Below are 12,832 nucleotides of genomic sequence, written 5' to 3'. Positions count from 1 at the left end.
AAAGTAACATGAAAAAACATCTTAATATACGGATCACCGGGAAGGTGCAGGGCGTTTGGTTTCGCGATAGTACAAAGGCCGTAGCCAACCAGCTGGGTATTACCGGTTTTGTGAGGAATGAGCCGGATGGTTCTGTGTATGCCGAAGCCGAGGGGATCCCGCTAAACCTGGACCAGTTCCTTGAATGGTGCCATGAGGGGCCGGAACGGGCCAGCGTGGAAAACGTGGAGGTACAGGAAAGCGAGGTGCTGCAGGGATTCAGTGATTTCGTAGTTCGAAAAAAAGGTATCTTTGGCCCTAAATAGCATTCTTTTTGTCTGTTTATAGAAAATTTGCAGGGCAAACCGCCATTTACGGGATCAGCACCATTGCGGCCAGGCTGCTGAATTTCCTGCTCACTCCGCTGTACACCCGCGTGTACCAGGAGGAGGTTTACGGCATTTTTACCGAAATGTACGCCTGGGCTGCGCTGATCAATGCCCTTCTTGCTTTCGGGATGGAAACCACTTATTTCCGGTACCTGCAGAAGCACGATGACAAGCAGGCGGTTTACTCCAACGGCTTCCTGCTGGTGGGCGCTTTATCCGCCTTGTTCCTGGCTGGCAGCTTCGCCAACGCCCAGGGGCTGGCCGCCCTGATGCAAAAGGACCTGCTGGTTCCCGCCGGCGAATACACAGATTACATTCGCCTTTTTGCATGGATCGTGTTTTTTGACAACCTGGCGGTACTGCCTTTCGCGCGGTTAAGAGCAGAAGGACGCGCCGTGCGGTACAGCCTGCTCAAGTTCCTCAATATCGCTGTTTTTATCCTGCTGAATTTGCTCCTGATCGTGGTAGTTCCGTATGCTATCCGGGAGAAATGGGCATTTCATGATACACTTCAGCAGCTCTACGGCGCCGATTGGATCGGCTATGTGTTTATTGCCAATCTTGCCGCCAGCGCTCTTACCTTTCTCCTGCTTACGCCTGAGTTATTAAAAGTCAGGTTCAGGGTCAACCTGGAACTAATGAAAAAGATGCTGGCCTATAGCTGGCCCATACTCATCGCAAATATTTCGTTTATCATTAATGAAAATATCAGCCGCATTCTCATGGGTTTTCTGCTTCCCGCCCAGCAAGGCATGCGCGATCTGGGTATTTTCGGAGCCTGCTCAAAGCTGGCTATTTTCCTGAATATCTTTGTCCAGGCCTTCCGGCTGGGAGCCGAACCTTTTTTTTTCAGTCATTCCGCCGCGGCCGGCGCCCGGCAAACTTATGCGGTGATCATGCGGTATTTTGTGATCGCCTCGGCCACTTGTTTCCTGGCGATCATCACCAATATCAGCCTGCTTAAATATTTCATCGGGAGCGAATACTGGGAAGGCCTTAACGTAGTTCCCATTCTGCTATTGGGGTATCTTTGCCTGGGCGTTTATATGAATCTGTCTATTTGGTATAAATTATCCGACCAAACCCGCTTCGGCTTTTATATCTCCGGGCTGGGCGCTCTGAGTACCATCCTGCTTAATATATGGCTGATCCCACGGTATAGCTATATCGGGTCTGCCTGGGCAACATTGGGCGCGTACGGCTTTATGATGGTGTTATCTTATGTACTGGGCCAGCGGAATTATCCCATTCCCTATGAGCTGAAAAAAAATCTTCAATATATTGGCATTTCAATTATATTGGCTTTTTTATCTTTCACGGTAATGGACAGTAATATCTGGGCCGGAAACTTATTATTGCTGCTTTACGTAGGTTTCATTTACGCGAAGGAGCAAAAGAATATTAAGCGGATGTTAAACAGAAAATAAGCACGCATGAAAATACGAGTAATTAACCGTTCTTCCCATCCCCTGCCCGCATATGAAACCGAAAGTTCCGCGGGGATGGACCTCCGGGCATTCCTGGAAGAAGGAATAACGCTCAGGCCCCTGGAGCGCAAAATAATTCCAACGGGATTGTTTATGGAACTACCGGATGGCTACGAGGCGCAAATCCGCCCGAGAAGCGGACTGGCCTTTAAATCGGGTATCACTGTATTGAATTCGCCCGGAACCATTGACGCCGATTACCGGGGAGAGATCAAAGTCCTGCTGATAAATTTTTCCGACACCGAATTCACCGTGAACAACGGCGATCGTATCGCGCAGATGGTCATTTCCCGGCACGAAACAGCCGGCTGGGAGGAAGCGGCGGAGCTGACGGATACCACCAGGGGCGCCGGAGGGTATGGCCATACAGGCGTTTAATCAAAATATGAACAATAATCACCGGGGGCAGGAAGTTATTTTGAGATGAGGATACCATTGCTGATCGTGTTGGGTATTGCCCTTTCAGGGACATACGGCTCCGCGCAGGAAAAGCCCCGCGGGAGTGCGCCTGTCATGCGCGGCATGAGCGAGCCAGACAGCATGCTGTTCTCCAACGAATTCTTCGCCGGCCTTAAAGCAAAAACCCTGGGTAATACAGAAGCAGCCCTTGGGCACTTTTCCAAATGTGTTCAGTTAAACCCAGCCGGGGACGCGGCCTGGTACGAGCTGGCGATCCTTCACTACAGCCGGGGAGCGGAGCAGGAAGCATTAAAGATGATTAATAATGCGATTGCCATGAATGACCGGCAGCCCTGGTACCTGGGCTTCAAGGCGGATCTCCTTCAAAAAGAAGGTAAATACGAAGCGATCGTGGAGACCTTTAACCGCCTGATCGAGCTTCAGCCGGGGAACATGGATCACTATTATAATAAAGCCAATGCCTTACTGATGCTTTCCCGCGCATCCGAGGCATTGGAAGTGTATGAACAAATAGAGGCAGCGGAAGGCCCCGGTACCGAGTTAACCCTGGCCAGGCAGCGCGTTTACCTTAAAAAAGGCGAAACGGACAAAGCCGTAGAAGAGATCAGCGGGCTTATCAGGAAATACCCGGGCGAAGCGCGTTATTACCTTATCCTGGGGGAATTATACGATGCCGGCAACCGACCGGGAAAGGCTTTGGACTCGTACAAGAAAGCGCTTAAAATCGAGCCTGAAAACGGGTATGCACGGCTGGCTATGGCTGATCATTACCGTACGAACGGAAAGTATAAAGATTCCTTCGACGAGTTGAAAAGAGCATTCCGTTCCCCCGGCCTCAGGATTGACGCCAAGATCAAGATCCTGCTTGATAATTATATAAAGCCCGGCAATAGCCTGGCCAGATGGGATCAGGGCGAAGAACTGGCCGGCATCCTGATGGCTGTTTACCCGCGCGACGCGCGGGCCTATGCCGTAGCAGGCGATATCCTGCTGCAACAGGACAAGCAAGCGGAGGCAAGTAATGCGTACCGCGAAGCGGTTAAATACGAAAAAAATATCCTCCTTCTTTGGGAACAGCTTCTCCGGCTTGAAATAGCGCAGGATAATTTCCAGGGAATAGAGAAAACCAGTAAAGAAGCCCTGGAATATTTTCCGGAACAGGCAGATTTTTATCTTTTTAACGGGGTTGCCAATATGCAGCTTGGAAAATATCGCGAGGCGGTTGCTTCCCTGAACAAAGGATTGGAGCTGGCCGGCGACTCCGCACTCAAGCTCCAGTTTTATTCCAATCTGGGGGATGCTTACCATGCTACCGGGAATCACGCTGCTTCCGACAGGGCGTTTGAGGCTGCTCTGCAGCTTGACCGCTCCAATAGTCTTATCATGAATAATTACGCGTATTATCTGGCATTAAGAGAGCAACACCTGGAAAAAGCGCAGCGAATGTCCAGGCAGTCGATCAGCCTTGAGCCCGGTAACGTGTCTTATCAGGATACCTATGCCTGGGTACTTTATAAAGCAGGGAATTACGAGGAGGCCTGCAAATGGATAGAAAAGGCTATCGAGGGCTTTCCCCATAGCCCTACTTTCATGGAACATTACGGGGATATTCTTTTTCGCCTTGGCGAAGAAGAAGAAGCGGTAAACATGTGGAATAAAGCAAAAGAACTGGGCGGGAAGTCGGGCCTGCTGGACAAAAAGATCAGAGAGAAGGAATTATATGAATAAAAGATATCTGACTTGCTTTATCCTTTTGCTGCTGCTGGCAGGAGGATGTAAGACAAGGAAAAAAGCCGTGGAAGGCCGGGCGGACGCAGGCGATCGTCTCGTGCGGAAGGAAAAGGAAGTGGGTGCGTTCCATGAAGCCGTTCAACGTTCCGACCTGGAATTCTCCTGGCTGGCTGCACGCGGAAAGGCGGAGATCGCAGACGGAAACAGGAACTACCAGGTAAGCCTGAACCTGCGTATGCAAAAGGATAAGGTGATATGGGCTTCGGTTACCGCCATCCTTGGCCTGGAGGTAGCACGGGCCATGATCACTCCGGATAGCATAAAGTTCTTTAACAGGCTGGAACGTACCTATGTCAGCCAGGACCTTGATTATTTAAGAGAACATGTGCATCCCGGGATCAGTTTCGCCCTGCTGGAATCCGCCCTGACAGGAAATTCGCCCCGGTACCTGATGGAGAGCAAGGGGCAGTTATGGGAAATGCCCGGCGGCTACCGGCTGGAAGGGGTGGAAGAGTTGTTCAGTTACCTGCTCCGGTTTAACCAGGATTATAAAGTAGAGAAAATTTCTATCCGGGAAAAAGCGAGCGGCGGAAATTTTAACGTCGATTATCATAACTTTGAAAATCGCAGCGGAAAATGGATCCCGCGTTCAGTGAGCTTTACTTCCGATGCGTCAGAAAAGGAGTTGAGTATCCATTTAACATATGATACCTTTTCTCTGAATGAACCCCAGGACTTTCCGTTCACGGTTCCGGGGCGGTATAAACGGATGCAATAAATATGCAGGCATTGTTTAAAAGTATTAGCGTTATTGTAGTGCTGCTGCTTGTATCCCTGGCAGGATACGGGCAAACCAGGGCCGAATTGGAAAAGCGAAAGCAGCAGCTTGAAAAGGATATCGCCTATACCCAGCGTATACTTAACGAAACACAAAAGGATAAGTCGGCCTCGCTGGAAGAACTGCAGGCGCTGAACTCCCAGATCAGGAACCGGCAGAAGCTGATCAATAACGTCAATTCCCAGATAAACGTCCTGGATAATGAAATTTACGGGAACCAGCGCCAGATCGCTTCCCTGAGGGAAAAACTTGAAAAACTCCAGGAAGAATACGCCTCTATGGTGAGTTTTGCCTTCCGGAATAAAAATTCCTATTCAAAGCTGATGTTCATTTTCGCCGCCAAAGATTTTCAGCAGGCTTTCAGGAGGATCCGTTACCTGCAGGACATCGGGGAATACCGGCGCAAACAGGCAGGATACATTAAAGAAACGCAGGCAGCGCTCAATGCGGAAATCGAAAAACTGAAGAATAACAAGAGCCGCCAGGTAAAGCTGCTGGCCGAAAACGAAAAGCAGCGGGACGTACTTAACCAGGACAAGCAGCAGCAGTCCGCCGTGGTGAGCCAGCTCCAGGATAAGGAGGAAACGCTGAAAGAGAAGCTGGCCACCCAGCAGCAGGAAGCCCGGCGCCTGGATGCTGCCATTACTGCGGCGATCAAGCGGGAAATTGAAGAAGCCCGACGGAAGGCGGAAGCAGCCGCGAAGGCCCGGGGAGAAGCGCCGGCGCCGGAAGTTAGCCGGGGTTCTTCCGCACTTGCCTTAACACCGGAAGCCAAGGCGCTGTCGGCAGGGTTTGCCAATAATCGCGGGAAGCTTCCCTGGCCGGTGGAAGCCGGGGTGATCGTATCCAGGTTCGGCAGGCAGGAACATCCTGTGCTGGAAAACGTGATCGTGGATAACCTTGGAGTAGGTATAAAAACCGATCCGGGAGCGGTAGCCCGGGCAGTATTTGAAGGAGAAGTTACCAGCATTGTGCAGATTGGCGGTAACCTCGCAGTGATCGTGAAACACGGGGAATATTTTACCGTGTATTCCAGGCTGAAATCTGTTTTGGTAGAGCAGGGAGACAAAGTTATCCTGAAACAGGCGCTAGGCGTGGTGCGCACTTCTCCCGATGAAGGCACGAAAGTGGAATTCCAGCTATGGAAAGGCACGGTCAAATTGAATCCGGAGTATTGGTTGTACGGAAGATAATTTTTGTCGTATATTTGTATTATAAACTTTTTCAACATGTTTCATAACAGTCTTTTGTTTTTAGGTGGGATTGGTGCCGGTGAGATCGTTGTTGTCTCGCTGATCGTACTGTTGCTTTTTGGCGGGAAAAAGATTCCTGAACTCATGCGCGGCCTGGGTCGCGGTGTACGCGAGTTTAAGGACGCACAGGATGGTATGAAGGAAGAACTGGACGATTCGGTGAAAAAATCCGAAGCCAAAAAGCAGTCCGCTCCACAACCTCAGCAGTAAGGTTAAACCGATAAATTTTCATTGTCGTGGGAACGCAAGAATTATTGATGATCGGCATGGCTGTGCTATTGCTTTTCGGAGGGAAGAAGATCCCTGAATTGATGCGCGGCCTGGGAAAGGGAATGAAGGAGTTCAAAGACGCCTCCAGCGGCGTTCGTGAAGAAATTCAGAATACCATCAACAGTATTGAAGACAAGAAGAAGTAATCAGTTTGAGGATCCTTCAACAGAAGATTTGAAAATTGATTCCTCGATCAGGGAAGTAAGGAGCCACATCTTTGCCGGCCGCCTTACCTTACCCGGACTATTAGATCAGTACCTTTCCCGGATCAGGGAAAGGCAGCATCTCAACGCTTTTATTGAAGTTTTTTCAGAAGAGGCCGCTTCCCGGGCGAACGTCATCCAGGAAAAGATACTGGCAGGAACGGCCGGTAAGCTGGCAGGGCTTATCATTGGCCTTAAAGACAATATCTGTTTTAAAGATCACCGGGTCGCTGCGGCCTCCCGTATGCTCGACGGCTTTGTCTCTGTATATTCAGCTACCGTAGTAGAGCGCCTCCTGCAGGAAGACGCCATTATCATCGGCCGGCTTAATTGCGATGAATTTGCCATGGGCGCCTCTAACGAAACCTCCTTTTTCGGTCCTGTTTTAAATGCAGCCGATACGTCCCGGGTTCCGGGCGGTTCCTCGGGCGGCTCAGCTGTGGCTGTACAGGCCGGCCTTTGCCAGGCTGCGCTGGGGACCGATACAGGCGGCTCCGTGCGGCAGCCTGCGGCCTTCTGCGGTGTGGTAGGCTTGAAACCGAGCTACGGCCGCGTTTCCCGTAACGGTATTATCGCCTATGCTTCCTCCTTTGATCAGGTGGGCCCCTTAACGCATTCGGTGGAAGACGCTGCACTGATCCTGGAAGTGATTGCCGGAGCAGACCCCGCCGACAGTACTTCCTCCGCCCGGGAAGTACCTGCTTACAGCAGTTTACTGGAATTCAAGGGAAAAGCAAAGATCGCCTATCTCAAGGAAGCATTTGAAAGCCCCGGCCTGGATGAAGGCGTTCGTTCCTGCATGGAATCGCAGATCTCCCGCCTCAGGGAACTGGGCCATACCGCAGAGGCATGCGATTTTCCCTATCTTGATTTTGTGGTCCCCGCTTACTACATTCTCACCATGGCGGAAGCTTCCTCTAACCTGGCCCGTTACGACGGGGTACATTACGGCTACCGGAGCCCTTCGGCGGAAAACCTGGAAAGCACCTATAAGAAATCCCGGACGGAAGGCTTCGGGGAAGAAGTAAAGCGGCGCATCATGCTGGGTACCTTTGTCCTGAGCGCCGGGTATTACGACGCTTATTATTCCAAAGCCCAGAAGGTACGCCGTCTCATCCGCGACGCGCTTTTCAGCCTCCTGGAAAACTATGATTTCATTCTTCTTCCCACAGCGCCTACACCGGCTTTCGGCTTGGGAGAAAAAACAGACGACCCCATTGTGATGTACCTGGCGGATATTTTTACCGTACAGGCCTCGCTTGCCGGCCTGCCTGCCATTTCCATCCCTGCAGGCGCACATCCTGACGGTTTACCCGTAGGCCTGCAACTGATAGGGCGCAAGTTTGGCGAGCAGGACCTGCTGGCTTTTGCCAATAGCAATTTTTAACGCTGCGCCTATACTATTCCGGGGTTTTTAAAGTTATTTTTAGAGATTGTTATATTTGTCCAGCTTTTAATCGCTAAACTAACCGGTTCCTGATGCTAAAACATGCTTTAACCCTGCTAATACTGTGTTTTTCGGGCGCATTTGCTTCTTTTGCCGCTATACCGGCGGATTCCCTGGATACCCTTCCCGTTGCAGGACAGGAACATGAAGCGGCAGCGGCTTATCGGATTCCTCTTTATGAGCGTCAGCTTGATTCCATTGAAAAGACGGTCCCGCTTGATTATAATGAGATCGTAAGGTCGCATATAGAACTTTATACTTATAAAAGGGAAGGGCTTGTATCCCGTATGATGGGGCTGTCGGAATATTATTTTCCCATTTTTGAGCAGGCATTGAAAGAAAAGGGTTTACCAGTTGAACTCAAATATCTTTCCATTGTCGAATCCGCCCTGAACCCTATGGCGGTTTCCAGGGTGGGGGCCACCGGCCTCTGGCAATTTATGTACACTACGGCCCGGGAATACGGCCTGCAGATGAATAGTTATATAGACGAACGCCGCGACCCCGTGGCGGCCAGCCAGGCAGCTGCCGAATACCTGAATAATATGTACGGGCGCTACGGAGACTGGCTGCTTGCCATTGCCTCTTATAACTGCGGGCCCGGCAATGTAGACCGCGCTATTTACAAAGCAGGCGGGAAGCTCGATTTCTGGGCCATTATGCCCTACCTCCCAAGGGAAACAAGAAATTATGTTCCCGCCTATATCGCCGTGACTTATGCCATGAACTACGCCAAAGCGCATGACATCTATTCCGCACCGCCCGAGTTCGCCTTTACGCCCATGCCGGTGCAGATAGAAAAATATATTTCCCTTTCCAGCCTTTCCAGATCGCTGGATATGGATCCTGAGGAACTTTACCTGATAAACCCCAAGTACCGGCGGCGAATTGTGAACGGGTCGGGAGCCAGCCCGCAGACCGTCTGGCTGCCGCCGGCAAAGGCGGAATTGTATGCAAGCCTGCAGAAAGAGGGAGGAGCGGCAAAAGTGATCGCTGCCTCCAATGATGAAGAGGAAACAGCGGAGCCGGTTTACTACAAGGTAAGAAGCGGGGATAATCTAAGCGCCATCGCTAACCGTTTCCGCTGCAGCGTTCAGGATCTGAAGGTTTGGAATGATCTGCGCGGTACGCGCCTGGTTCCCGGACAGCGGCTGCTGGTCTCATCTGAGGAAAAGGAAATCGCGGCCCGGGAGGAAACCTATCTTGCTAAAACCTACCGGGTAAGAAGGGGCGATACGCTTTCAAGCATTGCAGCCCGCTTCAACACATCGGTAGCGGTTCTTAAAGAACTCAATGGCATCCGCAGCGCTTCCAGCCTCCGCGCAGGCAGTACCATCCGGATCAACCCGGAAGGTTGATCTTCCCGTTCATTTCAAAATATCCGGGAGCTTTACCAGGGCCATAAGAGGAAGCTCCCGCGTCTCAAAAACTGACATATATGTCAGGACTTTTTTATATGTCGCTGCTTCCCCCGGAATTTGTATTTTTGACCTTTGAAAACGACCGCTTAATGAAAAAAACGCGTAAACAGGACGCCCTTGATTACCATTCTTCCGGCAGGCCTGGAAAGATAGAGGTGATCCCCACAAAGGCTACTTCCTCGCAGCGGGACCTCTCGCTTGCTTATTCCCCGGGAGTTGCCGAGCCCTGTTTAAAGATCGCTGAAAATAAAGAAGACGTCTATAAGTACACCGCCAAGGGCAATCTCGTGGGGGTGATCAGCAATGGCACCGCGGTACTTGGACTGGGAAATATAGGCGCGGAAGCTTCCAAGCCCGTCATGGAGGGGAAAGGCCTCCTGTTTAAAATATTCGCAGACATCGACGTATTTGATATTGAGCTGAATGCCACGACAACGGATGAATTTGTCAATATCGTGAAAGCATTGGAGCCGACTTTCGGGGGAATTAACCTGGAAGATATTAAGGCGCCGGAATGCTTTGACATTGAGTCCAGGCTAAAGGAGGAACTCAATATTCCTGTCATGCATGATGACCAGCATGGCACGGCCATAATCTCCGGAGCGGCGCTCTTAAACGCTCTGGAAATTCAGAAGAAGAAAATTGAAAAGGCGCGTTTTGTGGTGGCTGGCGCTGGCGCCGCCGCTGTTTCCTGCACACGTATCTATATCTCGCTCGGCGCCCAAAGGGAAAACATCGTAATGGTGGATACCAGGGGGGTGATCCGTAAAGACCGGGATGACCTGGACAGCATTAAGCAGGAATTTGCGACCAGCCGAAAGCTGCACACCCTTGAAGAGGCGCTGAAAGGGGCCGACGTATTTATCGGTCTGTCAAAAGGCGGGATACTTACGGCGCAAATGCTCAAGAGCATGGCAAAAAATCCCATCGTATTTGCCATGGCCAACCCCGACCCTGAGATCAGTTACGAGCTGGCGGTTAAAACCCGCAAAGACATTATCATGGCCACCGGCCGTTCGGACTATCCCAACCAGGTGAATAACGTGCTGGGCTTCCCCTATATTTTCCGGGGAGCGCTGGATGTCCGCGCTACCGCCATAAACGAGGAAATGAAACTGGCCGCCGTCCGGGCCATTGCCGGGTTGGCAAAACGTCCCGTGCCGGAAGCGGTAAACCTGGCCTATAATCAACAGAATATTACTTTCGGAAAAGAATATATTATTCCCAAACCGGTTGATTTCCGGCTCATCACTAATGTGGCGCCGGCTGTTGCCCGGGCGGCAATGGATTCCGGAGTAGCCCGCCAGCCTGTCACCGACTGGGATCAGTATAAAGCGGAGCTGCGCAAGCGCCTGGGCCTGGATGATTCCATGATGCGGGCCGTTAGCAACAAGGCAAGATCCAACCCTAAACGCGTGGTTTTCGCCGAGGCCGACACGTATAAAATGCTTAAAGCGGCCCAGATCGTTATTGAAGATGGGATCGCCCGCCCCATCCTGCTGGGTAACCGCGAGAAGATCCACAGGCTCCTGGAAGAAAATTCCCTGGATGTTTACGACGCTCCGGTTATCGACCCGGCCGAGGTTAGCCAGGAAAAGGTGAATGAATATGCCGGAATTCTTTATAGAAAGCGCCAGCGCCGCGGGATGACCGAAGGCGAGGCGCGCAAACTGATCCGGAATGCCCGCAATTACCTCGGAGCCGCCATGGTAGAACTTGGCGAAGCGGACGCCCTTGTTTCCGGGTTAACGAAGAATTATGCGGAAACCATTCGCCCCGCTCTTCAGATCATCGGCACAGCGCCCGGCGTACGCAAGGTGGCCGGCATGTATCTTCTTCTCACACGTAAAGGCCCCATTTTCATCGGCGATACCACGGTCAATGAAGACCCAAGCATAGAGGACATCGTGGATATTACGCTCCTCATCGAGAACGCAGTGAGAAAATTCAATGTAAAGCCGCGGATTGCTTTACTTTCCTATTCCAACTTCGGCTCCAATGAAGGCGAAGTTCCGCGGAAAATGCGCGAAGCTGTAGCCCGCCTGCATGCCGCTTACCCTGACCTGGTCGTGGAGGGCGAAATGCAGGCGAATTTTGCCACCAATGCCGCAATGCTGGAGGATAATTTCCCTTTTTCCGCACTTTCGGGCGAAGCTGCCAATACGCTGATCTGCCCTAACCTGGAATCCGGCAATATTGCCTATAAACTTTTGCAGGAGGTAGGAGGCGCGGAAGCCGTAGGCCCCGTTTTACTGGGCATGAAAAAGCCGGTCCACATCCTGCAGTTGGGAAGCTCCGTAAGGGAAATAGTCAACATGATCACCATCGCGGTAGTGGATGCACAGGAAAAAGATACATTAAATAAAAAATAATGATTAAACAGTTTTTAGTTTTTAGAAGGCCACAGTTTTTAGTTTGTAGTTTTTAGTTTTTAGAGGGGATACAGTTTTTAGTTTGAAGTTTTTAGTTTTTAGTTTTTAGTTTTTAGAAGGGATGCAGTTATAGTTTTTAGGAGGAGTTTAAGTTTTTTTAGCATTAACGTGAGTTATTTGAAATAAAGAAATCCTAAAGCTGCGTCAACTCGAAAATTTTAAATCGAACGGAATAATCAAGCCCAGCCTAAAAAAAAGAAGCCCAAAACCAAACCTAAAAAGCCATGAGCTATAAACTAAAAACTACAAACGAAAAACTTTAAACCTTAAACTTTAAACCTTGAACTTTAAACCTTGAACTTTAAACCTTGAACTTTAAACCTTGAACTACAAACTATAAACTTTGAACCTTAAACCATAACATGATCGCCTATATTAAGGGAAAACTTAACTTTTTATGCCCCACCTACGCAGTAATTGAAACCGGGGGATAGGGTATCATATTAATATTTCCCTGCATACTTATTCGGAACTGGTGAAACAGCCGGCGGATGCAGACCGGGCTGTAAAGCTTTTTACCTTTTTTCATGTGAAGGAAGATGCCCATACCCTTTATGGTTTTGCCGAAGAAGGGGAGCGGAGATTATTTTCGCACCTGATTTCCGTTTCGGGGATAGGGCCTAATACGGGGCGGATGATACTCTCTTCCGTTTCTCCCGCGGAGCTGGAGGAGGCGATTATCGGCGGGAATGTGAACCTGATCAAGAGCGTGAAAGGGATCGGGCCGAAGTCGGCGCAGCGTATTATCCTGGAATTACAGGACAAGCTGAAAAAGGAAGGCCGGTCCTCCCTTATCCAGGCGCCGCTTAGCAGTACTGCCAGGGAAGAGGCGCTCTCTGCGCTGGTCATGCTTGGGTTTACAAAAAATGCCGCTGAAAAAGCCCTTGCCGCTGTATTGAAGGATGCGGCTAATGCTCCTGTAGAATTGTTGATTAAGAATGCCCTGAAGCTTTTATAAAGAA

Annotated in this window: 11 protein-coding genes and 1 pseudogene; all 12 read left to right on the top strand. The window is 50.5% G+C overall.

Annotated elements, in window-relative coordinates; genetic code table 11:
• The first annotated feature begins 8 nt into the window (after positions 1 to 8).
• A complete protein-coding gene (locus FRZ59_RS00830) occupies positions 9 to 305 on the top strand; it encodes an acylphosphatase (RefSeq protein WP_132127749.1) in 297 nt (98 codons plus the stop codon).
• Positions 306 to 313: 8 nt separating this feature from the next.
• Positions 314 to 1,795, top strand: coding sequence for a lipopolysaccharide biosynthesis protein (locus tag FRZ59_RS00825; RefSeq protein ID WP_132127750.1), 1,482 nt, complete (start codon positions 314 to 316; stop codon positions 1,793 to 1,795).
• A gap of 6 nt (positions 1,796 to 1,801) precedes the next feature.
• On the top strand, positions 1,802 to 2,233 hold the full coding sequence (gene dut / locus FRZ59_RS00820) for a dUTP diphosphatase (RefSeq protein ID WP_132127751.1): 432 nt from the start codon (positions 1,802 to 1,804) through the stop codon (positions 2,231 to 2,233).
• Between the two features lie 45 nt (positions 2,234 to 2,278).
• Positions 2,279 to 4,003 (top strand): tetratricopeptide repeat protein, encoded by a 1,725-nt coding sequence (locus FRZ59_RS00815; RefSeq protein ID WP_132127752.1) that lies wholly within the window; start codon positions 2,279 to 2,281, stop codon positions 4,001 to 4,003.
• Positions 3,996 to 4,784 (top strand): lipoprotein insertase outer membrane protein LolB1, encoded by a 789-nt coding sequence (gene lolB1, locus FRZ59_RS00810; protein ID WP_132127753.1) that lies wholly within the window; start codon positions 3,996 to 3,998, stop codon positions 4,782 to 4,784. Before FRZ59_RS00815 ends, lolB1 begins: the two co-directional genes overlap by 8 nt.
• A gap of 11 nt (positions 4,785 to 4,795) precedes the next feature.
• Complete coding sequence (locus FRZ59_RS00805) at positions 4,796 to 6,037, top strand: murein hydrolase activator EnvC family protein (RefSeq protein WP_158640476.1); 1,242 nt, start codon at positions 4,796 to 4,798, stop codon at positions 6,035 to 6,037.
• 36 nt (positions 6,038 to 6,073) lie between these two features.
• Positions 6,074 to 6,307, top strand: coding sequence for a Sec-independent protein translocase subunit TatA/TatB (locus tag FRZ59_RS00800; RefSeq protein ID WP_132127755.1), 234 nt, complete (start codon positions 6,074 to 6,076; stop codon positions 6,305 to 6,307).
• 26 nt (positions 6,308 to 6,333) lie between these two features.
• Positions 6,334 to 6,513 (top strand): Sec-independent protein translocase subunit TatA/TatB, encoded by a 180-nt coding sequence (locus FRZ59_RS00795; RefSeq protein WP_225975127.1) that lies wholly within the window; start codon positions 6,334 to 6,336, stop codon positions 6,511 to 6,513.
• Entirely contained in the window at positions 6,494 to 7,957 is a 1,464-nt protein-coding gene (gatA, locus tag FRZ59_RS00790; protein ID WP_225975126.1) for an Asp-tRNA(Asn)/Glu-tRNA(Gln) amidotransferase subunit GatA, read from the top strand. The genes FRZ59_RS00795 and gatA overlap by 20 nt, the downstream gene beginning before the upstream one ends.
• 92 nt (positions 7,958 to 8,049) lie before the next feature.
• Positions 8,050 to 9,375, top strand: a complete 1,326-nt coding sequence (locus FRZ59_RS00785; protein WP_132127756.1) for a lytic transglycosylase — start codon at positions 8,050 to 8,052, stop codon at positions 9,373 to 9,375.
• Positions 9,376 to 9,527: 152 nt separating this feature from the next.
• Complete coding sequence (locus tag FRZ59_RS00780) at positions 9,528 to 11,810, top strand: NADP-dependent malic enzyme (protein WP_132127757.1); 2,283 nt, start codon at positions 9,528 to 9,530, stop codon at positions 11,808 to 11,810.
• A gap of 422 nt (positions 11,811 to 12,232) precedes the next feature.
• Positions 12,233 to 12,828, top strand: a pseudogene (ruvA, locus tag FRZ59_RS00775) (Holliday junction branch migration protein RuvA).
• Positions 12,829 to 12,832 lie beyond the last annotated feature (4 nt).

The sequence above is a fragment of the Anseongella ginsenosidimutans genome (assembly GCF_008033235.1).
GTDB lineage: Bacteria > Bacteroidota > Bacteroidia > Sphingobacteriales > Sphingobacteriaceae > Anseongella > Anseongella ginsenosidimutans.
This window is presented reverse-complemented; position numbering and strand designations above follow the sequence as displayed.

Coding starts and splice junctions, on each gene's coding strand:
- FRZ59_RS00830 (WP_132127749.1), top strand. CDS start 9: ATGAAAAAACATCTTAATATACGGATCACCGGGAAGGTGCAGGGCGTT.
- dut (WP_132127751.1), top strand. CDS start 1,802: ATGAAAATACGAGTAATTAACCGTTCTTCCCATCCCCTGCCCGCATAT.
- FRZ59_RS00815 (WP_132127752.1), top strand. CDS start 2,279: ATGAGGATACCATTGCTGATCGTGTTGGGTATTGCCCTTTCAGGGACA.
- lolB1 (WP_132127753.1), top strand. CDS start 3,996: ATGAATAAAAGATATCTGACTTGCTTTATCCTTTTGCTGCTGCTGGCA.
- FRZ59_RS00800 (WP_132127755.1), top strand. CDS start 6,074: ATGTTTCATAACAGTCTTTTGTTTTTAGGTGGGATTGGTGCCGGTGAG.
- FRZ59_RS00785 (WP_132127756.1), top strand. CDS start 8,050: ATGCTAAAACATGCTTTAACCCTGCTAATACTGTGTTTTTCGGGCGCA.
- FRZ59_RS00780 (WP_132127757.1), top strand. CDS start 9,528: ATGAAAAAAACGCGTAAACAGGACGCCCTTGATTACCATTCTTCCGGC.